This is a genomic window from Methylorubrum rhodinum (assembly GCF_014199935.1).
Lineage (GTDB): Bacteria > Pseudomonadota > Alphaproteobacteria > Rhizobiales > Beijerinckiaceae > Methylobacterium > Methylobacterium rhodinum.
Window position 1 is genome coordinate 224,731 of sequence record NZ_JACHOP010000004.1, and the last position, 20,793, is coordinate 245,523.

21 protein-coding genes, 1 other RNA gene and 1 riboswitch are annotated in these 20,793 nt (G+C 70.4%); of the genes, 10 read left to right on the forward strand and 12 right to left on the reverse strand.

Going from position 1 to position 20,793, the window contains the following annotated elements; genetic code table 11:
• Positions 1 to 14: 14 nt before the first annotated feature.
• Positions 15 to 2,438: a phenylalanine--tRNA ligase subunit beta gene (gene pheT / locus HNR00_RS07130; RefSeq protein ID WP_183567041.1), complete on the forward strand. Its 2,424-nt coding sequence runs from the start codon at positions 15 to 17 to the stop codon at positions 2,436 to 2,438.
• 22 nt (positions 2,439 to 2,460) lie between these two features.
• On the forward strand, positions 2,461 to 3,336 hold the full coding sequence (locus HNR00_RS07135; protein ID WP_183567044.1) for a DUF1186 domain-containing protein: 876 nt from the start codon (positions 2,461 to 2,463) through the stop codon (positions 3,334 to 3,336).
• Here the strand turns inward: HNR00_RS07135 and HNR00_RS07140 are convergent.
• Entirely contained in the window at positions 3,281 to 4,102 is an 822-nt protein-coding gene (locus HNR00_RS07140; protein ID WP_183567047.1) for a HesA/MoeB/ThiF family protein, read from the reverse strand. The genes HNR00_RS07135 and HNR00_RS07140 overlap by 56 nt on opposite strands.
• 269 nt (positions 4,103 to 4,371) lie before the next feature.
• Between HNR00_RS07140 and dapE the strand changes: the two genes are divergently transcribed.
• Positions 4,372 to 5,535, forward strand: a complete 1,164-nt coding sequence (dapE, locus tag HNR00_RS07145; protein ID WP_183567050.1) for a succinyl-diaminopimelate desuccinylase — start codon at positions 4,372 to 4,374, stop codon at positions 5,533 to 5,535.
• On the opposite strand, the gene truA is transcribed toward dapE, so the two are convergent.
• The 4 genes from truA to recR all read right to left on the reverse strand — a co-directional run bounded on the left by truA (position 5,520) and on the right by recR (position 8,879).
• Positions 5,520 to 6,278, reverse strand: a complete 759-nt coding sequence (gene truA, locus HNR00_RS07150; RefSeq protein WP_183567054.1) for a tRNA pseudouridine(38-40) synthase TruA — start codon at positions 6,276 to 6,278, stop codon at positions 5,520 to 5,522. The two genes, dapE and truA, sit on opposite strands and share 16 nt — an antisense overlap.
• 255 nt (positions 6,279 to 6,533) lie before the next feature.
• Positions 6,534 to 7,466 carry a methionyl-tRNA formyltransferase gene (fmt, locus tag HNR00_RS07155; protein ID WP_183567057.1) on the reverse strand — a complete coding sequence of 311 codons (933 nt, stop codon included), beginning with the start codon at positions 7,464 to 7,466 and terminating at the stop codon, positions 6,534 to 6,536.
• Positions 7,467 to 7,476: 10 nt separating this feature from the next.
• Positions 7,477 to 7,992, reverse strand: coding sequence for a peptide deformylase (locus HNR00_RS07160; protein ID WP_183567060.1), 516 nt, complete (start codon positions 7,990 to 7,992; stop codon positions 7,477 to 7,479).
• A gap of 281 nt (positions 7,993 to 8,273) precedes the next feature.
• Positions 8,274 to 8,879 (reverse strand): recombination mediator RecR, encoded by a 606-nt coding sequence (gene recR / locus HNR00_RS07165; RefSeq protein ID WP_183567064.1) that lies wholly within the window; start codon positions 8,877 to 8,879, stop codon positions 8,274 to 8,276.
• 312 nt (positions 8,880 to 9,191) lie between these two features.
• Here recR and HNR00_RS07170 point away from each other — a divergent pair, with 312 nt between their 5' ends.
• Positions 9,192 to 10,811, forward strand: a complete 1,620-nt coding sequence (locus HNR00_RS07170) for a phosphoenolpyruvate carboxykinase (RefSeq protein ID WP_183567067.1) — start codon at positions 9,192 to 9,194, stop codon at positions 10,809 to 10,811.
• A 94-nt stretch (positions 10,812 to 10,905) separates the two neighbouring features.
• Here HNR00_RS07170 and HNR00_RS07175 read toward each other — a convergent pair whose 3' ends face one another.
• Positions 10,906 to 11,436: a hypothetical protein gene (locus HNR00_RS07175; RefSeq protein WP_183567070.1), complete on the reverse strand. Its 531-nt coding sequence runs from the start codon at positions 11,434 to 11,436 to the stop codon at positions 10,906 to 10,908.
• A 233-nt stretch (positions 11,437 to 11,669) separates the two neighbouring features.
• Positions 11,670 to 13,937 carry a TonB-dependent receptor gene (locus tag HNR00_RS07180; protein WP_183567073.1) on the reverse strand — a complete coding sequence of 756 codons (2,268 nt, stop codon included), beginning with the start codon at positions 13,935 to 13,937 and terminating at the stop codon, positions 11,670 to 11,672.
• A gap of 122 nt (positions 13,938 to 14,059) precedes the next feature.
• A riboswitch (cobalamin riboswitch) is annotated at positions 14,060 to 14,255 on the reverse strand.
• Positions 14,256 to 14,858: 603 nt separating this feature from the next.
• On the opposite strand from HNR00_RS07180, the gene HNR00_RS07185 reads away from it, so the two are divergent.
• Both HNR00_RS07185 and HNR00_RS07190 read left to right on the forward strand, forming a co-directional pair.
• Positions 14,859 to 15,287, forward strand: coding sequence for a hypothetical protein (locus HNR00_RS07185; protein ID WP_183567076.1), 429 nt, complete (start codon positions 14,859 to 14,861; stop codon positions 15,285 to 15,287).
• Positions 15,288 to 15,363: 76 nt separating this feature from the next.
• Positions 15,364 to 15,636: a hypothetical protein gene (locus tag HNR00_RS07190; protein ID WP_183567079.1), complete on the forward strand. Its 273-nt coding sequence runs from the start codon at positions 15,364 to 15,366 to the stop codon at positions 15,634 to 15,636.
• Positions 15,637 to 15,699: 63 nt separating this feature from the next.
• On the opposite strand, the gene HNR00_RS07195 is transcribed toward HNR00_RS07190, so the two are convergent.
• The 3 genes from HNR00_RS07195 to ssrS form a co-directional block, all read right to left on the reverse strand.
• Positions 15,700 to 16,521, reverse strand: a complete 822-nt coding sequence (locus HNR00_RS07195) for a TIGR00282 family metallophosphoesterase (RefSeq protein ID WP_183567082.1) — start codon at positions 16,519 to 16,521, stop codon at positions 15,700 to 15,702.
• 4 nt (positions 16,522 to 16,525) lie between these two features.
• Positions 16,526 to 17,134: a 5-formyltetrahydrofolate cyclo-ligase gene (locus HNR00_RS07200; protein WP_183567085.1), complete on the reverse strand. Its 609-nt coding sequence runs from the start codon at positions 17,132 to 17,134 to the stop codon at positions 16,526 to 16,528.
• A non-coding RNA gene (ssrS, locus tag HNR00_RS07205) (6S RNA) lies at positions 17,124 to 17,280 on the reverse strand. The genes HNR00_RS07200 and ssrS overlap by 11 nt, the downstream gene beginning before the upstream one ends.
• Positions 17,281 to 17,437: 157 nt before the next feature.
• On the opposite strand from ssrS, the gene HNR00_RS07210 reads away from it, so the two are divergent.
• Positions 17,438 to 17,617 (forward strand): type II toxin-antitoxin system HicA family toxin, encoded by a 180-nt coding sequence (locus HNR00_RS07210; RefSeq protein WP_183567088.1) that lies wholly within the window; start codon positions 17,438 to 17,440, stop codon positions 17,615 to 17,617.
• 36 nt (positions 17,618 to 17,653) lie between these two features.
• Complete coding sequence (locus HNR00_RS07215; protein ID WP_183567091.1) at positions 17,654 to 18,061, forward strand: type II toxin-antitoxin system HicB family antitoxin; 408 nt, start codon at positions 17,654 to 17,656, stop codon at positions 18,059 to 18,061.
• Positions 18,062 to 18,072: 11 nt separating this feature from the next.
• Here HNR00_RS07215 and HNR00_RS07220 read toward each other — a convergent pair whose 3' ends face one another.
• Both HNR00_RS07220 and HNR00_RS07225 read right to left on the reverse strand, forming a co-directional pair.
• Positions 18,073 to 18,408 (reverse strand): cell division protein ZapA, encoded by a 336-nt coding sequence (locus tag HNR00_RS07220; protein ID WP_183567094.1) that lies wholly within the window; start codon positions 18,406 to 18,408, stop codon positions 18,073 to 18,075.
• A 19-nt stretch (positions 18,409 to 18,427) separates the two neighbouring features.
• Complete coding sequence (locus HNR00_RS07225; RefSeq protein WP_183567097.1) at positions 18,428 to 18,730, reverse strand: DUF4164 domain-containing protein; 303 nt, start codon at positions 18,728 to 18,730, stop codon at positions 18,428 to 18,430.
• 457 nt (positions 18,731 to 19,187) lie between these two features.
• On the opposite strand from HNR00_RS07225, the gene gap reads away from it, so the two are divergent.
• Together gap and HNR00_RS07235 are read left to right on the forward strand one after the other, a co-directional pair.
• Positions 19,188 to 20,195 carry a type I glyceraldehyde-3-phosphate dehydrogenase gene (gap, locus tag HNR00_RS07230; protein ID WP_183567100.1) on the forward strand — a complete coding sequence of 336 codons (1,008 nt, stop codon included), beginning with the start codon at positions 19,188 to 19,190 and terminating at the stop codon, positions 20,193 to 20,195.
• A gap of 96 nt (positions 20,196 to 20,291) precedes the next feature.
• Positions 20,292 to 20,789 (forward strand): hypothetical protein, encoded by a 498-nt coding sequence (locus HNR00_RS07235; RefSeq protein ID WP_183567103.1) that lies wholly within the window; start codon positions 20,292 to 20,294, stop codon positions 20,787 to 20,789.
• Positions 20,790 to 20,793 lie beyond the last annotated feature (4 nt).

The following is a 20,793-nucleotide window of genomic DNA, read 5'->3' on the forward strand; positions in this document are numbered from 1 at the left end:
AACGAAGCGAAGCGATGAAATTCACCCTCTCCTGGCTCAAGGACCACCTCGACACCGAGGCCTCGCTCGACGCGATCAGCGAGACGCTGACGCGCATCGGCCTGGAGGTTGAAGGCATCGAGGACAAGGCCGCCGCGCTCAAGCCCTACGTGATCGCGCGGGTCGTCTCGGCCGAGCAGCACCCGAACGCCGACCGCCTGCGCGTCTGTCAGGTCGATGCGGGTGACGGGCAGCCGTTGCAGGTCGTGTGCGGGGCGCCGAACGCGCGCGCCGGCATGCTGTCGGTGTTCGCGCCCCCCGGCACCTACGTGCCGGGCAAGGACATGACCCTGTCGGTCGGCACCATCCGCGGCGTCGAGAGCCGCGGCATGCTGTGCTCAGGCGCCGAACTCGGCCTCAGCGAAGACCACGACGGCATCCTCGACCTGCCGCAGGACGCGCCGGTCGGCACGCCCTACGTGGTCTGGGCCGAGCTCGACGATCCGGTGATCGAGATCAACCTGACGCCGAACCGGGCCGACTGCGCCTCGATCCACGGCATCGCCCGCGATCTCGCCGCCACCGGCATCGGCACGCTCAAGCGCGAGCCGCTGCCGCCGGTGCGCGGCGAGGGCGCCTGCCCGACCGAGGTGACGCTGAAGTTCGACGCGCACGACAAGGGTCTCTGCCCGCTCTTCGCGCTCCGACTCGTGCGCGGCGTCAGGAACGGCCCGTCGCCGGAATGGATGCAGAAGCGGCTGCGCGCCATCGGCCTGCGCCCGATCAACGCGCTCGTCGACATCACCAACTACCTCACCTTCGACCGCGGCCGGCCGCTGCACGTGTTCGATGCCGCCAAGGTCGCGGGCGGCCTCGTGGTGCGCCGCGCCGAGGACGGTGAGAGCGTGGTCGCGCTCGACGGCAAGACCTACCGGCTGGACGACGACACCATCGTCATCGCCGACGCCAACGGCGTCGAATCGATCGCCGGCATCATGGGCGGGCAGGCGTCCGGCTGCGACGAGGGCACCACCGACGTGCTCATCGAATCCGCCCTGTGGGACCCGCGTAACATCGCCCGCACCGGGCGGCGGCTCGGCATCGTCACCGACGCCCGCTACCGCTTCGAGCGCGGCGTCGATCCGGCCTTCGCCCTGCCGGGGCTCGATCTCGCGACCCGCCTCGTGCTCGACCTGTGCGGCGGTTCGCCGTCTCAGGCCACCATCGCCGGCGAGGTGCCCGAACTCTCCCACGTCATCGACTTCCCCTGGACCGAGGTGCGGCGGCTGGCCGGCATCGAGCTGTCGCGGGCCGAGATGAAGGTGACGCTGGAGGCGCTGGGCTTCCACGTCGCCGGCTCCGGCGACCGCGTGAAGGTGCTGCCGCCGTCCTGGCGAGCCGATGTCGAGGGCAAGGCCGACCTCGTCGAGGAGATCGTCCGCATCGCCGGCCTCGACCGCATCGAGCCCAAGCCCTTGCACCGCGTCGAGACCGTGGCGCACGAGCCGATGCTCACCGTGCTGCAGCGGCGCACCCGCCTCGCCCGGCGCGCCTTGGCGAGCCGCGGGCTGATGGAGGCGGTGACCTACTCGTTCATCGCCGCCGAGGATGCGCGCCTGTTCGGCGGCGGCGGGGCCGATCTGGCGCTCGCCAACCCGATCGCCGCCGACCTCTCCGACATGCGCCCGAGCCTCGTGCCGGGCCTGCTGCGCGCCGCCCAGCGCAACGCCGACCGGGGATTTGCCGACGTCGCCCTGTTCGAGGTCGGCCAGTGCTTCGCCAGCGACGAGCCCGAGGGCCAGTCGGTGCGCGCCGCCGGCATCCGCCGCGGCACCGCGCGCCACGCGGGCGCCGGGCGCCACTGGGCCGGCGCGGCGGCGCCCGTCGATGCCTTCGAGGCCAAGGCCGACGCGCTGGCGCTGCTGACCGCGCTGGGCGTGCCGACCGGCGGGCTTCAGGTGGTGGCGGGCGGTCCCTCGTGGCTGCACCCCGGCCGCTCGGGCACGCTTCAGTTCGGGCCGAAGACCGTCGTCGGCCATTTCGGCGAGCTGCATCCGCGGCTGATCAAGGCGATGGACCTCAAGGGCACCCAGGTCGCCTTCGAGATCGTCCTCGACGCCCTGCCGCTGCCGCGCCACCGCCCGACCAAGGCCAAGCCCGCGCTGACGCTGTCGGGCCTCCAGGCGATCTCCCGCGACTTCGCCTTCGTGGTAGCGCGCGACGTCGCCGCCGCCGACATCCTCAAGGCGGCCCAGGGCGCCGAGCGCAAGCTGATCGCCGGCATCGACGTATTCGACCTCTACGAGGGCGTCGGCATCCCGGAGGGCTCGAAATCGGTCGCCGTCGCGGTCCGGCTCCAGCCGAGCGAGCGCACGCTGACCGATGCGGAGATCGAGGCGGTGAGCGCCAAGATCGTCGCCGAGGTAGCCAAGAAGACCGGCGCGACGCTGCGCGCCTGACGCGGATTGAAGGAGGACCGCCATGGACGCCGATCTGGTCGAGCAGTTCTCGGTCGCCGAGACCATGCCGAAGCAGGCCCTGCGTCAGGCGATCGCCGAGCCGGAGGCGGTGGCCGAGCCCGTGCTGCGGGTTCTGGCCAAAGCGGCGGACGCGCCCGATACGGTGGGCGACAACGAGGCCAACCTGCTGTTCTGGGGCCTGCACGCGTTGGCGGCGGCCCGCGACACGCGGGTCTACGGGCCGCTGATGCGCCTGCTGCGCCACGACGGCGACACCGTCGATTCGATCCTGGGGGATGCCGCCACCATCACCACGGCGCCGATTCTGGCGAGCGTGTTCGACGGCGACGTGGCCCCGCTCCACGCCTTGATCCTCGACAGCGCCGCCGACGGCTTCGTGCGCTACGAGGGCTTCAAGGCGCTGGCCTTCCTGACTCGCCAGGGGCGGCTATCGCTCGACGATGCCCGCACCCTGCTGCTGCGCTTCCAGTCCGCGCAAGCGGCGGTCGAGGGCGACATGGCCTGGGTCGGCTGGGAGGAGGCGATCGCCTATCTCGGGCTGACCGATCTCGCGCCCAAGGCCGAGGCGGCGCGGCGCGACGGGCGCCTCACCGACGAGTTCAGCGACGCCGCGTGGTTCCGCAAGGCGCTGCGCCAGGCCAGCGCCGAGCCGCCGGATCTGTCCGAGTTCGGCGACGGCTACGGCACCCTCGACGATCCGGTCGCGGCGCTCGCCTGGACCGAGGAATCCTACGGCCAGCCGGTGGTGAACCCGTACAAGGATGTCGGCCGCAACGATCCCTGCCCGTGCGGCTCGGGCAAGAAATTCAAGAAGTGCTGCCTCAACGCAGCGGAGCCGGAGAATGGCCCAGGCCTGAAGCTGCCGGGGCTGTCGTGAGGCCATTCAGCGGGTTGTCCGGGTCCCAGGCGTAGCCCAGGGTCTCGAACCGCATCGAGCGGGCGTCCACCATCAGCAGGCGCCCGACCAGCGGCTCGCCGAACCCGGCCACCGCGCGGATCACCTCCATCGCCATCAGCGAGCCCATCACGCCGGCCAGCGCCCCCAGTACCCCGGCCTCGGCGCAGGGCGCCACCGTGCCGGGCGGCGGCGGGTTCGGGAACAGGCAGCGATAGGTCGGGTTCGGCGTGCCGTCGGCGCCGGTCTCGTGCGCGCGGATCGTGGTGAGCGAGCCGTCGAAGGCGCCGAGCGCCGCCGTCACCAGCGGTTTCTTGGCAATGAAGCAGGCATCCGAGACGGCGTAGCGCGTGGCAAAATTGTCCGAGCCGTCGGCGACGAGATCGTACTTCGCCATCAGCCCGGCGGCGTTGTCGGGCGTGATGCGGCAGGCATGGGCCACTACGCACACATGCGGGTTGAGCCGGGCGACCGCGTCCGCCGCGCTCTCGACCTTGGGGCGGCCGACGTCGGCCGTGCCGTGGATGACCTGCCGCTGCAGGTTCGACAGCGACACCGCGTCGTCGTCGACGATGCCGATGGTGCCGATGCCGGCGGCGGCGAGGTACTGGATCAGCGGCGCGCCGAGCCCGCCCGCGCCGATCACGAGCACGCGCGCCGCCTTCAGCCGCGCCTGCCCCGGCCCGCCGACCTCCCGCAGCACGATGTGGCGGGCATAGCGTTCGAGTTCGTCCGACGAGAGAGCCATGCCGGCCATGTAAGCGTGAGGCGCGCGCGGCGGAAGCGGTGGTTTGGGCAGGCGCAGGGGCGTGGTACCGCTGCCCCACGATGCGACGGCTGATCCTATCCATCCCCCTCATCCTGAGGTGCCCGCGATAGCGGGCCTCGAAGGAGGGCTCCCGTGTATCGCGCGCTTCGCTGGAGCCGTCCTTCGAGGCTGAGCTAACGCTCAGCACCTCAGGATGAGGGGAGTGGGTGGGAGGACGCGTCGTCCGTCCCCGCGTTCACGGTGTCGCCTTGCCCGAAACCTCCCCCCTCGCCCTCGCCCAGTCCCTGATCCGCTGCCCCTCGGTCACCCCGGAGGAGGGCGGTGCCCTGTCCCTCCTCGCGGACGTGATCGCGAAGGCCGGCTTCGCGGTCGAGCGCCCGATCTTCTCCGAATCCGGCACGCCGGACATTCAAAACCTCTACGCCCGGATCGGCACCGGCGGCCCCGTTCTGCTCTTCGCCGGCCATACCGACGTGGTGCCGCCGGGCGAGGCCGACGCCTGGAGCCACGGCCCGTTCTCCGGCGAGGTCGCGGACGGGATGCTCTACGGACGCGGCGCCGTGGACATGAAGGGCGGCATCGCCTGCATGCTGGCCGCCACCCTTCGCTTCCTTGAAGCGCGCGGCCCCGGCTTCGGCGGCTCCATCGCCTTCCTGATCACCGGCGACGAGGAGGGCCCAGCGCTCAACGGCACCGTGAAGCTGCTGGATTGGGCGCGCGAGCGCGGCGAGCGCTTCGACCATTGCCTGCTCGGCGAGCCGACCAACCCGGAGCGCCTAGGCGACATGATCAAGATCGGCCGGCGCGGCTCGCTGACCGGGCGCATCACGGTCCACGGGCGCCAGGGCCACGTCGCCTACCCGCACCGGGCCGACAACCCGATTCCCGGCCTGCTGCGGCTCGCCTCGACGCTCATCGCCGCGCCGCTCGATGGCGGCACCGCGCATTTCGACGCCTCGAACCTCGAATTCACGACGATCGATGTCGGCAACCCGGCCACCAACGTGATCCCGGCAACCGCCCGGGCCGTGTTCAACGTGCGCTTCAACGACGACTGGACCGCCGCAACGCTGGGCGCCGAGATCCGCCGCCGCCTGGAGGAGGCCGCGGGCAACGCGATCCGCTTCAGCCTCGATCTCCAGCCCTCGAATTCACCCGCGTTCCTCACCCGGCCCGATGCCTTCGTCGATCTCGTGGCCGACGCGATTCAGGCCGAGACCGGCCATCGCCCGGCGCTCTCGACGACGGGGGGCACCTCGGATGCGCGCTTCATCAAGGATGCCTGCCCGGTGATCGAGTTCGGCCTCGTCGGGCAGACCATGCACGAGGTCGATGAGCGTGTGGCGGTCGAAGACCTCGACCGGCTCACCGCGATCTACGGCCGCGTGCTCGACGCCTACTTCCCGGCGTAGTCGACGCCGACGAAGGTCAGCCCGCAGGCCGGCGCCAGCGGGCCGCAGCGATGCTTGGCCTTGGACGCCAGAATCTCCGCCACATCGTCGGCGGAGAGGCGCTTGCAGCCGGCGAGCATCAGCGTGCCGGCCATGGCGCGCACCTGATGGTGCAGGAACGAGCGGGCCGAGGTCGCGATCACGATTTCCTCGAACAGGCCCATCCGCTCGCGGGTGACGTCGAGCTGCTCCAGGGTCCGCACGGGGCTGTTGGCTTGGCACTCGGCGGCGCGGAAGGCCGAGAAATCGTGTTGGCCGAGCAGGCGTTGCGCGGCGGCGTGCATCAGTCCGGCATCGAGCGGCCAGGGCACGTGCCAGACATGGGCGCGCGTCAGCGCCGCCGGGCTGCGGCGGTTGAGGATGCGGTAGCGGTAGTGCCGCTGGATCGCCGAGTGGCGCGCGTCAAATGTCTCCGGCACCACCTCGGCCGAGATGACCGCGACCGGCTGCGGACGCAGATGCGCGTTGAGCGCGTCGCGCACGGTGTCGGTGCGCCAGTCCTTGGCGAGGTCGAGATGCGCGACCTGATGGATCGCGTGGACCCCGGCATCGGTGCGCCCGGCGCAGGTGAGGCGGGCCACCTCGCCGGAGAAGCGCTGCACGGCGGTCTCGATGGCGGCTTGCACGGTCGGGTGGTCGGCCTGCCGCTGCCAGCCGCAGAACGGCGCACCGTCGTACTCGATGACGAGCTTGTAGCGGGGCATGTCAGGGCGCCGCCGCCGCCAAAACCCTCCCCCCCACGAATCTCGGGCTTGCCCGAGATTCGCAGACGGAGACCCAAGTCAGGCAGGCCTGACTTGGGTGGGGGAGGGTGCCCGCGGAGCGGGCGGGAGAGGGGAGCGACGGGTCCGCTCGGCCGCGGTCGAAAACGAATTCTCCGGAAGCGTGGCTCCCCTCTCCCGACCCCCTTCGGGAGCTACCCTCCCCCGCAGAGGGGGGAGGGAGGGGCCGCGCGGTTTTCACGCGAACGTCGCCCCGGGCGCCAGCCGCGCCCCGCGCAAAAACTCCTCGCCACTCGCCCTCCCGCCCTTGCCGGCCCGGCGCAGTTCGAGCAGGCGCACCGCGCCCGTCCCGCAGCCGACAGTGCAGGCGGCGTCGAGCAGCGTGCCCGGAACTCCGGAAAAACCCTCGGCGGTCAGCGCGCGCAAAACCTTCACCCGCTCGCCACCCTTGCCGAGATCGGCCTCGAAATAGGCGCCCGGAAACGGCGACAGCCCGTTGACGTGGCGCGCCACCTCGGCGGCCGGGCGCGACCAGTCGATGCGCGCTTCCGCGTTGGTGATCTTGTTGGCGTAGACCACGCCCTCCGCGGCCTGCGGCGTGAAGCGCAAGTCCTCGGCGTCGAGCCGGGCCAGTGCCCGGCCCATCAGGTCGGCGCCCGCCGGCATCAGCGCGTCGTGCAACTCGCCCGCGGTCATGCCCTCGGCGATCGGCACCCGCGCTTCCATCGCCACCGGGCCGGTGTCGAGCCCGGCTTCCATCCGCATCACGCCGACGCCGCTCTCGGCGTCGCCCGCCATCACGGCCCGCTGGATCGGCGCGGCGCCGCGCCAGCGCGGCAGCAGCGAGCCGTGCAGGTTGAGGCAGCCATGGCGCGGCAGGTCGAGGATTCTCTGCGGGAGCAGCATCCCGTAGGCGACGACGACCGCGACGTCCGCACCGTGCCCGGCAAAGGTCTCGGCGGCCTCGTCGCTCCTCAGCGTCGCGGGCATCAGCACCGGCAGGCCGAGCGCCTCGGCGCGGGCATGGACCGGCGAGGGCCGTAAGCTCATGCCGCGCCCGGCCTTGGCCGGCGCACGGGTGTAGACCGCGGCGATCGTATGCCCGTCGGCGTGCAGGCGCGCGAGGGTGGGCACGGCGAAGTCGGGCGTGCCCATGAAGACGACGCGCATCGAATCGCTCTCAGGCGGCGTCGCGCTTGGCGGCCTTGGCGAACTTCTTCAGCACCCGGTCGCGCTTGAGCTTCGACAGGTGGTCGATGAACAGCACGCCGTTGAGATGGTCGATCTCGTGCTGGAGGCAGGTGGCGAGCAGGCCGTCGGCCTCCTGCTCCACGCTCTCGCCCTCGAGGTTCATGTAGCGCACGCGCACGCGATCCGGCCGCTCGACCTCGCCGTAGAAGTCGGGGATCGACAGGCAACCTTCCTCGTAGACCCGCTTCTCCTCGGACGACCAGACGATCTCCGGGTTGAGGTAGACGGTCGGGTGCTTCGCGTTCTCGTCCTTCGAGGCGTCGATGGTGACGACGCGCTTCATCACGCCGATCTGCACCGCCGCGAGCCCGACGCCGGGGGCGTCGTACATCGTCTCGACCATGTCGGCGGCCAACTCGCGAATCTCGTCCGTGATCTCGGTGACCGGCTCGGAGACGAGGCGAAGCTGAGCGTCTGGCAGGATGACGAGGGGGCGGACGGTCATGGTCTCGGTCGGGGTCGGGAGCGGGAAAAGCGGCGTGGTCTTCCGCAGATAGGCGGCGGCGCGGGGGCGGTCAAATGATCGTGGGGGTGTCTCACATCCACCGCCGTCATTCCGGGGCCGCGCAGCGGAACCCGGACCCGGAGGGGCGCGCTGGAGGCGTGCAATCCACCCGTGATGCGCGGCAGTCGATCGGCGTCGCGGCCAGTCGCGGATTCCGGGTTCGCTTCGCGCCCGGGATGACGGTGGTGGTACGACTTAAGGGCGCGGTGCAGCCTGATCGCCTAAAACGCGGTCCGGCTGCGGATCGCCGCCGTGAGCGTGCCCTCGTCGAGATAGTCCAGCTCGCCGCCGACCGGCACGCCGTGGGCGAGCCGTGTGATCGTGAGCCCCAGGGGTTTCAGCGATTCGGTGACGTAGTGCGCCGTGGTCTGGCCATCGACGGTGGCGTTGAGCGCCAGGATGATCTCGCCCACCCCCGGCTCGGCCGCCCGCTCCACCAGGCGGGCGATGTTCAGGTGCTCGGGGCGCACCCCGTCCAGCGCCGAGAGCACGCCGCCGAGCACGTGGTAGCGCGCCTTGACCGCGCCCGAGCGCTCCAGCGCCCAGAGGTCGGACACGTCCTCGACCACGACCAGCATGGTCGGGTCGCGGCTGTGGTCGGCGCAGATGGTGCAGGGATCGCGGGTATCGACGTTGCCGCAGGAGCGGCACACCACGATCCGCTCGGCGGCGACCCGCATCGCCTCCGCGAGCGGCGCCAACAGGGTCTCGCGCTTCTTGATGAGCTGCAGCGCGGCCCGCCGGGCCGAGCGCGGACCGAGGCCCGGCATGCGCCCGAGAAGCTGGATCAGGCGCTCGATCTCCGGGCCGGCGACGGCTTGGGGCATGCAGGGCTTCGACGGTGTCCGAGGGAAGGCGGCGGGCGCCGCCCCTCACATAGGCCTTGTCCGCGGCTTTTGCCCGTTCATCGAAGCGACAGGCAAGCGGAGCCATAGCTGGCGAACGGCACAAGAAAAATTTGGTCTGATCCCAAAGTTTAGTTGACGGCTAAGCCAGGGATCGGCCCATTGCAGCGTCGGGCCGGCGAACCGGCGTGCGGCGGCCCTGAACGACCGCACGGACGGCCCCGAACGAACGACACTTCAGCGCCGACGACGGCGCCGACGGCCGCGATCAGGGCCGCTCTAGGGAGACAGACCGTGACTCATATCGGCGACTTCAACGCGGCCCACGGCCCGGAAGCGATCGGCCTTGCCGACCTCGCGGCCGTGCACTGGAACCTCGAGGCGCCGCGCCTCTACGAGGAATCCCTGAAGCGCGGTGAGGCGCAGCTCGCCCGCGGCGGCGCGCTGGTCGCCACCACCGGCAGCCACACCGGCCGCTCGCCCAAGGACAAGTACGTGGTCCGCGACGAAGGCACCGAGAACGAGATCTGGTGGGACAACAACGGCTCGATCACCCGCGCGCAGTTCACCACGCTGCTGGAGGATTTCCGGGCGCATGCGCGCGGCAAGGAGCTGTTCGCCCAGGATCTTTTCGGCGGCGCCGATCCGGCCCACCGGGTGCGCGCCCGCGTCTACACCGAGTTCGCGTGGCACTCGCTGTTCATCCGCAACCTACTGATCCGGCCCGAGCGCGACGCGCTCGCCGCTTACGTGCCTGAGTTGACCATCATCGACCTGCCGAGCTTCCAGGCCGATCCGGCCCGCCACGGCTGCCGCTCCAAGACCGTGATCGCCATCGATTTCGCCCAAAAAATCGTGCTGATCGGCGGCTCGGCCTATGCCGGCGAGATGAAGAAGTCGGTCTTCACCTACCTGAACTACGTGCTCCCCGGAGCGGGCGTGATGCCGATGCACTGCTCGGCCAACGCGGCTCTGGATGAGTCGGGCGACTCCGCGCTCTTCTTCGGCCTGTCCGGCACCGGCAAGACCACCCTCTCGAACGATTCCTCGCGTCAACTGATCGGCGACGACGAGCACGGCTGGGGCAAGGACGGCATCTTCAACTTCGAGGGCGGCTGCTACGCCAAGACCATCCGCCTCTCGCGCAACGCCGAGCCGGAGATCTACGCCACCACCGAGCGCTTCGGCACGGTGATGGAGAACGTGGTGATCGATCCCGCGACCCGCGCGCCGGATTTCGACGACGCGGCGCTCACCGAGAACACCCGCTGCGCCTACCCGCTCGACTTCATCGCCAACGCGAGCGCCACGGGGCGCGCCGGGCACCCCAAAAACATCGTGATGCTGACCTGCGACGCCTTCGGCGTGATGCCGCCGATCGCCAAGCTGACCGGCGCCGAGGCGATGTACCACTTCCTGTCGGGCTACACCGCCAAGGTGGCTGGGACCGAGCGCGGGCTGACCGCGCCGGAGGCGACGTTCTCGACCTGCTTCGGCGCGCCGTTCATGCCGCGCCACCCGAGCGTCTACGGCAACCTGCTGCGTGATCTCATCGCCGAGCACGGCGTCGATTGCTGGCTCGTCAACACCGGCTGGACCGGCGGCGGGGTCGGCACCGGCCGCCGCATGCCGATCCGGGTGACGCGCCGCCTGCTCTCGGCCGCGCTCGACGGCTCGCTGTCGCAGGTCGCGTTCCGCCGCGATCCGTATTTCGGCTTCGCGGTCCCGGTGGAGGTGCCGGGCGTCGAGACGCAGGTGCTCTCGCCGGTCGAGACCTGGACCAACAAGCCCGCCTTCGCCGAGACGGCGACGCGCCTCGTCACGATGTTCCGCGAGAACTTCAAGCGGTTCGAGAGCCACGTCGATGCCGAGGTGCGCGCCGCCGAGCCGGTCGCGGCCCCGATCGCTGCCTGACGCCGAAACACGAAGCCCTGCCGCTCCCCTCGGGACGGCAGGGCTTCGTATGTCGAACGGGCCTGCGCGAAAGAATGGCTCCGCCGGCCGGGAGTCAGGCCGGCGGAACCTGCCGGGCCGCAATGGGGGGCAAGGTCGGCCCGGCGCGAAGACCATGCCGCCGCGCGCGGGGCAGCGCTTTAACATGGTTTGGATTCGGGACGACGCGGCTGGGGAAACCTACGCCGTCGTCGCGGGCCACCCCGCCGCGATCGACGAATTTGTGGACATCCACAAGTTCGACCGACCGGTAATAGGCGTCGCCGGCCGCCGTGGAGCCGGTTGGATCCTTGCCGAGATCGTAGGTGGCCAAGCGGATGTCGCCCCGGCCGGGATCGGCTTCGAAAAAGCGGATGCCGCTGGCGTCGCCCCATTGCTTCAGGACATCGCGGGCCGCCGACTTCTCGGCCTCGGTCAAGGGCTTGAAGGACGCCCGGAAGGCGTTGGAGTGGGACGGCCCGGCCACCTGCTCGTAGGATTCGTTCTCGAACGAATACGTGATGAAAGCCGACTTGCCGACCGTGCCGCTGCCCCACCACGAGGAACCGGAGAGCAGAGCCCGGTCATCCTCCACGATGGTCGCCATCGCCGTCCCCCGAAAGCTTTTTTCGAGCGATTGGAGGATGGCCGACGACGCGCAAGCATCAGAGCATCGGCTCGAAAGGTGGAGGCCAGCTTTCGGGAAAAGCCGATCCGGCACAAAAACTTCGAGAATTGTCCTGGATCCCAGATCCAGGACAATTCTCTAGCGCGTGATCGGCCTCGATGTTTCACTGGCCTCGTCCGGCCGGCGACGACAAGCTTTCCGCTTCGCCGCGATCACCACGCGACCGTGTAGGCGACTTCGAACGAGCGGGGACGGCCGAGATACCAGCTGGTGCTCGTGCCCCTCGTCATACCGCCGGTCGCGACGCTTCCATCGATCGCATAGACCGTATCGAGCAGGTTGAAGACCCGGAACGACAGGCGCGAGGCCGGCGTGACCTGATGGTCGAGTCCGAGGGTGACGAGCGTGTAGTCGGGACGTGGCGCGCGATTGGCGAAATCGCTGAACACCGCGCCGACATATTGCACCCCGACCCGCGCCTCCCAGTCGCGGGCGAAGGCCCAGTTGATCCAGAGGTTGGCGACCTGTTCGGGCACGTTGACCGGCTGGTTCCCGTTATAGGGGATCTCGGTCGGAACACCGTTGATGTCGACGGTCTCACTGAAGGTGTCGTACTGGGCGTCCAGCAGGGCGAGGTTGGCGTCGATGCGCCAGCCCGGCGCGGGAAGCCAGGAGAGCGCGGCCTCGGCGCCGAGGGAGGATTGCTGGCCGACCTGCGCCGTGCGGGTGGTGTCGCCCGGCACCGCCGTGATCAGGTCGTTCTTGACGATACGGTAGCCGGCGAGCGTCCACTCGACCGCGCCGCCGAAGGCGAGCCCCTTGGCGCCGATCTCGACCTGCCGGCCGGTGGACAGCTCGTACCCGGCGAGCGATCCAGACAGCGAGATCAGGCTGTTCACCGGATCGGTGGCGGTGGCGTATTGCGCGTAGAGCGTCGTCTCGGGCGACACCGCGTAGACGAGGCCGAAGCGGTAGCCCAGCGCCCGGTACGAGCGCTCGAAGGACGAGCCGTTCAGCAGGTTGAGGCGGGCAAGACGCGGTGCGTCGAAGCGCACGCCGGCGAGCAGCGAGAGCCGGTCGGTCAGTTCCAGCCGGTTCTCGGCGAAGACGGAGGCCTGGTTGGTGGTCGTGGCGTAGGCCGGGACGGCGCGGCCGTTGGCGGGGAACAGCCCGGGATCGTAGCCGAGGAGGGGAACGCTCGTCGGCGTCTCCTGGAAGGTTCCGCTGAAGTTGTTGGCGTGCCGGAACGAGATGTGGTTCACGTCGAAGCCGGCCGTGAACTGGTTCGGCAGCCCGAACAGCGACCCGCGGAACGTCGCGTCGAAGCGATTCCCGATCTGTTCCTGGCTGTGGGTGATGTCGAGATAGTCCGAGCGGTTCACGCGGCCGGTCGAGGGATCGTAGGCGTACTGCTCCACGTCGAGCCAGTGGCGCCGGCTCCGGAGGCGGTAGGCGGTGTTGCGCACCGTCACGTCGGCGGACGGCGTCCACTCGGTGCGCAACTGCGTCCAGTTGTCGGCCCAGGTGATCTTGGCGTCGCGGACGTTGTAGTTGTTGAAGCGCACCGCATCCAGCACGCGCCCGTTCACCAGCGGCGTGCCCCAGTAGCGCACCGGCTCCTGATAGCCGAGGTCGTGGCTCAGGGTGAAGGCGAGGTCGGGGGTGGCCTGCAGCGTGAGTGCTCCGGAGACCGCGAGGTTGCGGAACTCGCCGTTCGGCGCGATCCAGCCGTCCGCGCGGTTGCCGCTGACGTTGAGGCGGTAGGCGAGGGACTCACCGATCGGACCGGTCGAGTCGATCGCCGCGCGCACCAGTCCGTCCGAGCCGAGGCCGACGCGGGCGACGTTGAGAGGCGTGAACAGCGGCTTCTTCGAGACGACGTTGACGATGCCGCCGATGGCGCCCTCGCCGTAGAGCACCGAGGCCGGTCCGCGAAGAACCTCGATGCGCTCGACGTTCCACGTGTCGAACGGGAAGGTGAGGGTGTTGGCGCCGACATAGAGCCGGGTGCCGTCGAACAGCGTCTGGATCGAGTTCTGCCCGGCAAAGCCCCGGCTCGTGAAGGCGCCGAGGCCGAAGCCCGGCGAGCCGAAGGCGGTGATGCCGGTGCCGTTCTGCGAGACCGCCTCCAGCACCGAGGATTGGCCGCGCAGCCGGATGGTCTCGCCGGAGATGATGTCGAGGCTGGCCGGCGTCTCCAGCGGCGTCAGGCCGAGCCGGCTCGCCCCGCGGGAGGGCGTGCGCAGGTTGAGGCCGACTGGCGAGGCCTGGGTCAGGCTCGGCTTGCGCAGGGTGGCGGCGGCCTCCGCGCCGATCGCGTCGGCGGGCGCGTTGGCCGGCACTGCGCGGTCGCCGGCGACCGCGATCTCGTCGAGCCGGGTCTCGGCGGGGGCGAGGATCTGCGCCGAGGCGGAAAAGGGGAGGGCGGCCGACAGGACGGCGAGGATCGGCCGCGCATGGCGGCTTCGAGAGAAGGACATCGGGTTTCGGGCCTCGAACGGCGACGGTGGCACGTCACCGCGAACGAGGCCGTGGCACGGGTCCGCTCAGGGGGCACCCGCGCTCCGACACCCGCCGAGGCACCCCGCCCAGCGCGTTTCGCGTGTGACCACGACGGACGGCAGGTCTCCTGGCTCGCGGGTCGCCGTCCCCTCATCGTCTTCCCAGGCGAGGCGCCCAGTGACGTGGTGATGGGGGACTCTCCGCTCACAGTTGCGGGGGCAGCCGCGGGGTCGGGCCCAAACCCTCACCGCGTTCCCTTTTGATCCCTCTCGGGAACCGTCCACGGCCAAGCTACGGGTCCGGGCCTATGGCGGTCAATCGGATCGTGCGGGCATCCCTCGGATTTTTGGCGATGGCGGCCGGATCGGATGCGCCGGGCGCGAGGCAAGAAAAAAGGCCGCCCCGAATGGAGCGGCCCGAAGTCTAGGGAGGAAACGCCCAAGAAGGGCAGCGGGACCGCGACGCCATCGCGATCTCGCATGTCCTTCAATCCCACGCTGCGTCGCACAAAACAATCGCGGGAACATGATCCCGCCCATGCACTCCACGCATGCGGTCGGTTTCCGATCGCCGTCGCCCCGCATCTGCGTGGGTTGCGCAGGCGGAAATGCCGTCGATGCGGTTCACGAACGGCGCGTTGGCTCGCGCGTAGGAAATCCCGATGCTTCGCTGGAGGCTCGTTCGTTCCGAGGCTGCCCTGCTGCCGGTGATCGTGTTCGCTTTCGACAGCCCCGGACCGGCCTGGACCCGGGACACACACGTCACGAAGGGCGGCGCGGGTGGCAGTCCCGGTCGGAAGCCGGCCTTTCCGTGAGATGCGAGCGGCCGGGACGCCTCCGCCGCTCCTTGCACGAGCCTTGCTTCCCCCGGAGAGCGAACTCTCCGAGGCCTCGACGACGATGCGGCTCCTGTCCCTGCTGCCGGTCCTGCTCACGACCCTACCCTCGCCGGCCGAGGTGATGGCCATGGAGGCGCATATCGCGGCCAACGAATTCTCGGTCGCGGCCGATGCCCGGATCGGCGAGCGCGTGACCCTGGACGACTGCCATCTCGTCTTCGCCACCGAGAGCGAGGCGACCTGCATCGGCCTCGCGAAGCAGGCGGACGCCAGCGGAGAGGCGCCGCCGGTGCGCCGCGTGCTCGTCCGACTGGCGGAGGTCGGCGGGTCGGAATGGCGCCGGGCGCGCGGCTCGTGCGACGGCGGCGCATTGGACGATGCCTGCCATGTCAGCGTCACGGGCGTGGTCGAGGACCAATCCGGCGCCTTCGGACTCGCCGACCGGCACGTACTCGGCCTGCGCGACGGCAGGATCCACTGGCCGGACTGACCGGGGACCGGCCGTCGATCTCGATCGGGTGAAACCGGTCCCTCATGCGGGCGTTGAGCCACGAGGGAGCTTCACCATGACCATGCGCATCCTGATCACGACCGCCTTCGCCGTCGCCGTCGCGACCCCGGCCGCGGCGCAAGCCCCGCAGACCGGGACCGGCGGCGGCCCGACCTCGACCGTCACCGCGCCGAACACCTCGGCCGTCGGCCGCACGATGCCGCCGGCCGGCGGCGGCGGCCTCGAGCGGATCGACCGCGGCGAGGCGCGCTCCATCGAGCGGGAGAGCCGCACCGAGCGCCGGAACGACAAGATCGACACCGGCATCTGCATCGGCTGCGACAAGTAGCCGAGACCGCGGCGCCGCTTGCTTGCGCGTCGGCGCACCACCGGGACCCGCGTTTTCGCGCGCCTAATCCCACTCTCGCGGCCAACTCTCTTCCAGATGCGGTCCGAGCCGCACTGCCCAGACCTTTCGGGCGAGCCCCGTCGCGTCGTCGGTCTCGACCGCGACGCCGCACAGCGTGCCGGGGCCGGTGGCGGTCTCGAGCCGCGAGCCGGGCGTCTTCTGGAGGAAGCGGCGCACCGGCTCCTCCTTCTGCATGCCGAGCACCGAATCGTAGTCGCCGCACATGCCGGCATCCGAGAGGTAGGCGGTGCCGTGGGGCAGGACGCGGTGGTCGGCGGTCGGCGCATGGGTGTGGGTGCCGACGACGAGGCTCGCACGGCCGTCGAGGAAGTGGCCCATCGCCTGCTTCTCGCTTGTCGCCTCGGCATGCATGTCGACGATCACGGCGTCCGCCGCCGCCCCCAGCGGGCAGGCCTCCAGCTCGCGGTCGGCCGCCGCGAAGGGGTCGTCGAGCGGGTCAAGATAGATGCGGCCCATCACGTTGACGACGAGGACGCGGGCGCCGCGCGCCGTCTCGATCACCGTGGCGCCCCGGCCCGGCGTGCCCGGCGGGTAGTTCGCGGGCCGGATCAGCCGCGGCTGGCGGGCGATGAAGACGAGCGCCTCGCGCTGGTCGAAGGAATGGTTGCCGAGCGTCACCGCGTCGGCGCCGGCCTGCAGGATCTCGTCGCAGATCGATTCGGTGATGCCGAAGCCGCCCGCCGCGTTCTCGCCGTTGATGACAACGCAATCGAGCCGCCAGCGCTCGCGTAAGCGGGGCAGGCGCTCCGAGACCGCGTGGCGGCCGGGGCGTCCGACGATGTCGCCGAGGAAGAGGATGCGCATGCGTTCAGGTCTGCCGCAGCGGCGCTGGTCGCAGAGGCACTTGGCCCTGCTCGGTGACCATGTGGTCGAGGGGCCGGTCGTGCGGCTCGGCCGGGACTTCCGGGATTTCCTGCACCGAGAAGGCGATGCCGATGGTCAGCACCGGGCCGTTCTTCGACAGACGCTCGATCGCCTGATCGTAGTAGCCCGCGCCGTAGCCGATGCGCTGGCCGGCCCGGTCGAAGGCGGCGAGGGGCACGATCAGGGCGGTCGGATCGAGCGGGGGCAGGTCGTCGCGGGGCTCGGACAGGCCGAAGCCGCCCTTCACCAACTCCTCGCCGGCCCGCCACTCGCGGAACACGAGGCCCTGCTTCGTCACCTTCGGCAGGGCCACGCGCTGGCCACGGGCGAACAGGGCTTCGATCAGCGGGCGCGGATCGATCTCGCTGCGGATCGGCCAGAAGGCGCCGACGAGCGGCGCCAGCGCGAGTTCGGGAATCTCTTTGAGGATCGTCTCGGCCGCGGCCTGCGCGCCGGCGGCGCGGGCCTGAGGCGAGAGAGCGTCGCGCCGGGCCAGAACCTCGGCGCGGAGTTGCGCCTTGTGGGCGCGGAGGGGGGAGGAGTGCGGAGCCACCTGAGCCGTTGGAGTGTCGATCCCGGGAAACCTACGGAGTAGGTGGGCGCCGTGTTGGCCAAGTCCACGGACGAGGCCAGGAACAGCTCCCTGGGGAGTCGATAAGGCCCCGGGGAAAGTTCTCCTGACGAACCCGGCAGCCCCGCCCACGAGATGTAGAGCCGGCGCGGCTCCGGCGCTAGGGGGAAACGTGCGGCCGATGCCGGGCGGGGCGTAACGACGCTGCGCGGACGGGCGCTTGACTGCGTGCGCATCCCATACACATTTTGATCGGCAGTGCTTTCTTGCCGAGCTGCGCCGCGGATGGATTCGAGGGACCTCATCCGCGAGTTGGAGGCGGCCGGCTGGCGCTGGCACTCGACGACCGGCAGCCACCGCCACTTCAAGCATCCGATGAAACCCGGAAAAGTGACGGTTCCTCATCCGCGCAAGGACATGCACCCGAAGACGGTGCAGTCCATCCGAAGGGCCGCAGGGCTGTGAGGCGCTGATGCCAAGTGACAGGGGACGCGGCAGACCATGACCGCCTACATCGCGTTTCTCCACCCTCCGGAAGACGGTTCGACCTGGGGCGTCACCTTCCCGGACGTGCCCGGCTGCATCTCGGTCGGTGACACCTTCGAGGAAGCCGCGGAGGAGGCCCGCGAGGCCCTGTCCGGCCATCTCGCGGCCCTTCGGGCCGATGGCGATCCCATTCCGGTCCCCCGCTCGTGGCAGGTGCTGGAACAGGACGCAGAGGTCATGGCTGACGCGCGCGGCGCCCATATCCACCTCGTCACGCCGCGCCTGATCCCCAGCGAGCGCGTGCGGGTCAACATCACCATCGACAAGGGGTTGCTGCGTCTGGCCGACGAAGCCGCCGAGGCCCGCGGGCTGACGCGCTCGGGGTTGATCGAGTCGGCGCTCGCGGCGGTGGTCGAGGGCTGACGTCGGCGGGCTTACCCCCCCGTATGCCCCGACAAGGCTCGCGCCAGCCGGTCGATGCGCTCGGCGGCGACGCCCACCCCCGCGGCGAGGCGGGCCTGCTCGCCGGCCTCGCGGGCGGCGTCCCGCTCCATCTCGGCGATGCGTCGGCGGGCCTCCTGCAACTCGTCGACCAGCGTCAGCGCCGCCATGACCTGGAGGCGCATGTCGCCGATCTCGCCGAAGGCTCCCCGCATGTCGGCGACCCGCTTGTCGAGATCGCCGGCCAGGGCTTCGAGATGGCTCTCCTCGCCCGCACCGCAGGCCATCCGGTAGCTCTTGCCCGCGATGGTGACGCTGACATGGGGCATGGGACGCGCAACTTTCGTCTTACGAGCCGGCGGGGCCGGACAAGACATCCTTGACGGTCTCGATGGCGCGATCGAGGCGGCGCCCGACCTCGCCGGTGGTGGCGTTCATCCGGGCGAGCCGTGCGCCCGCGGCGTCGAGTTCGGCGGCCAGCCGCGCGCGGTCCTCCTCCAGCAGGGCGAACTCGGTCTCGCGGTCGCCGCGGCTGCGCTCCGCCTCCAGCCGCCGCGCCACCGCCATCTCCAGCAAGGCCAAGGCGGCATCGAGCCGGCCGATCGCTTCCTCGAGCGGGATCGCCGCCGCCCTCTCACCCGTCTTCGCCATACCGCCGGATCGATTCCTCTTTGGCCTCGAATGCCGGCGGCCGCTCCGCCGGGTGCTCTTCGCGCCCGGCCATTTGGTGCGATCGCTCGGTTCGAGCGATCGCGCGTCCCGCCGATTCCCAACAGGTTTCAGCCAAGCGCATTCGAAATTCCAGCCTGTTCGCGGCGGCACCCCGATCTTTGACAGCCCCGGTCCCCATGGTAGAGAGCCCGCGCCCGGCCCCGCACGCCCTTTGCGCGCCGCCGCCCAACGGAATTCCGACCGTGCCCCTCACCGGCTCCCCGCGCAGATCGTCCGCCGTCCGGACGAGCGCGGGTGCGGTCCGGCCCGCGGTTCATCCCAGGTTCAGTGCGGTCCCGCTTGGAGCGGTCCCGCATTCCGCGGCGCGGCACCTGCCCGTCGCCTCCCCGCTTCCCCGTCGGCGCGAAGGCGCGCCCCAAGCCCAAGGAGTCACGCCGTGACCGTCAAGGTTGCCATCAACGGCTTCGGCCGCATCGGCCGCAACGTGCTGCGCGCCATCGTCGAGGCCGGCCGCACCGATATCGAGGTCGTGGCGATCAACGATCTCGGGCCCGTCGAGACCAACGCCCACCTGCTGCGCTACGATTCCGTCCACGGCCGTTTCCCGGCCGAGGTCGCGGTCGAGGGCGACGCCATCGTGATCAACGGCAAGCGCATCCGCGTCACCGCCGTGCGCAACCCGGCCGAGCTGCCGCACCGCGATCTCGGCGTCGACGTGGCGCTCGAATGCACCGGCATCTTCACCTCGAAGGACAAGGCCAAGGCGCATCTCGACGCGGGCGCCAAGCGCGTCCTCGTTTCGGCGCCCGCCGACGGCGCCGACCTCACGGTCGTCTACGGCGTCAATCACGAGGGGCTGACCGCCGACCACCTCGTCGTGTCGAACGCCTCCTGCACCACGAACTGCCTCGCCCCGGTCGCCAAGGTGCTCAACGAGACGGTGGGCATCGAGCGCGGCTTCATGACGACGATCCACTCCTACACCAACGACCAGCCCTCGCTCGACCAGATGCACAAGGATCTGTACCGGGCGCGCGCCGCGGCGCTCTCGATGATCCCGACCTCGACGGGCGCGGCCAAGGCCGTCGGCCTCGTCCTGCCGGAGCTGAAGGGCAAGCTCGACGGCACCGCGATCCGCGTGCCGACCCCGAACGTCTCGGCGGTCGATCTCGTGTTCACGGCCAAGCGCGCGACCAGCGTCGACGAGATCAACGAGGCGATCAAGGCGGCCGCCGCCGGCCCGCTCAAGGGCGTGCTCGGCGTCACCGACCGGCCGAACGTGTCGATCGACTTCAACCACGATCCGCACTCGTCCACCTTCCACCTCGACCAGACCAAGGTCATGGACGGCACCTTCGTGCGCATCCTGTCCTGGTACGACAACGAGTGGGGTTTTTCGAACCGCATGGCCGACACCGCCGTCGCCATGGCCAAGCTGATCTGATCGCCTCAATCAGCCCGCGGGGGCGGCCGGCCGGTGCCGGCCGCCTCACGCATGACCGGGGCCTGGCGCCTCGCTGACAGATATGGTGTGCACGCGATGACCGAGACCTCGCCGACCAAGTCGTCCGGGACCGACTTCATCCCGACCACCCCGGCTCCCGCCGCGACGGTCGCCCCCGCGCCGGCCGCGACGCCGACCCCGTCGCCCGCTCTCGGCAATGCGGACCTGCCGGCCGCCGCGCCGGTCAACCATTCCGACCAGCTCGCCCGCATCGAGGACAAGGCGGCGCGCATCGAGGACAAGTACGCCCGCTCCGAGGCGCTGCTCTCGCGCGTCGAGGACAAGGTCGAGAACGCCTCCTCCCGCATGAACGAGGCCGCGCGCCAGGCCGACCTCGCCTCGCTGCGCAGCGAAGTCCGCGGCATGGCCGACCGCATCAACCGGCTGCCCGGCACCGGCGCCCTGGTGCTCACCGCCCTCATCACCGCCGTACTGACCGTGGCCCTGATGGTCGCGGTGCAGCGGGCGAACCTCGACAAGCTGCTGCCGCCGAGCCTCGGCGGCCAGACGCACACCACCACGACCAACCCGTAAGAGC

What these genes read in the sequence shown, in the direction of transcription:
- HNR00_RS07175 (WP_183567070.1), bottom strand. Translation starts at nt 11,436, where the DNA reads ATGGCGACCATCGTGGAGGATGACCGGGCTCTGCTCTCCGGTTCCTCG.
- truA (WP_183567054.1), bottom strand. Translation starts at nt 6,278, where the DNA reads ATGCCCCGCTACAAGCTCGTCATCGAGTACGACGGTGCGCCGTTCTGC.
- HNR00_RS07135 (WP_183567044.1), top strand. Translation starts at nt 2,461, where the DNA reads ATGGACGCCGATCTGGTCGAGCAGTTCTCGGTCGCCGAGACCATGCCG.
- HNR00_RS07160 (WP_183567060.1), bottom strand. Translation starts at nt 7,992, where the DNA reads ATGACCGTCCGCCCCCTCGTCATCCTGCCAGACGCTCAGCTTCGCCTC.
- HNR00_RS07190 (WP_183567079.1), top strand. Translation starts at nt 15,364, where the DNA reads ATGACCATGCGCATCCTGATCACGACCGCCTTCGCCGTCGCCGTCGCG.
- HNR00_RS07180 (WP_183567073.1), bottom strand. Translation starts at nt 13,937, where the DNA reads ATGTCCTTCTCTCGAAGCCGCCATGCGCGGCCGATCCTCGCCGTCCTG.
- HNR00_RS07185 (WP_183567076.1), top strand. Translation starts at nt 14,859, where the DNA reads ATGCGGCTCCTGTCCCTGCTGCCGGTCCTGCTCACGACCCTACCCTCG.
- fmt (WP_183567057.1), bottom strand. Translation starts at nt 7,466, where the DNA reads ATGCGCGTCGTCTTCATGGGCACGCCCGACTTCGCCGTGCCCACCCTC.
- HNR00_RS07195 (WP_183567082.1), bottom strand. Translation starts at nt 16,521, where the DNA reads ATGCGCATCCTCTTCCTCGGCGACATCGTCGGACGCCCCGGCCGCCAC.
- HNR00_RS07210 (WP_183567088.1), top strand. Translation starts at nt 17,438, where the DNA reads ATGGATTCGAGGGACCTCATCCGCGAGTTGGAGGCGGCCGGCTGGCGC.
- HNR00_RS07215 (WP_183567091.1), top strand. Translation starts at nt 17,654, where the DNA reads ATGACCGCCTACATCGCGTTTCTCCACCCTCCGGAAGACGGTTCGACC.
- HNR00_RS07220 (WP_183567094.1), bottom strand. Translation starts at nt 18,408, where the DNA reads ATGCCCCATGTCAGCGTCACCATCGCGGGCAAGAGCTACCGGATGGCC.
- pheT (WP_183567041.1), top strand. Translation starts at nt 15, where the DNA reads ATGAAATTCACCCTCTCCTGGCTCAAGGACCACCTCGACACCGAGGCC.
- HNR00_RS07225 (WP_183567097.1), bottom strand. Translation starts at nt 18,730, where the DNA reads ATGGCGAAGACGGGTGAGAGGGCGGCGGCGATCCCGCTCGAGGAAGCG.
- HNR00_RS07235 (WP_183567103.1), top strand. Translation starts at nt 20,292, where the DNA reads ATGACCGAGACCTCGCCGACCAAGTCGTCCGGGACCGACTTCATCCCG.
- HNR00_RS07140 (WP_183567047.1), bottom strand. Translation starts at nt 4,102, where the DNA reads ATGGCTCTCTCGTCGGACGAACTCGAACGCTATGCCCGCCACATCGTG.
- recR (WP_183567064.1), bottom strand. Translation starts at nt 8,879, where the DNA reads ATGCCCCAAGCCGTCGCCGGCCCGGAGATCGAGCGCCTGATCCAGCTT.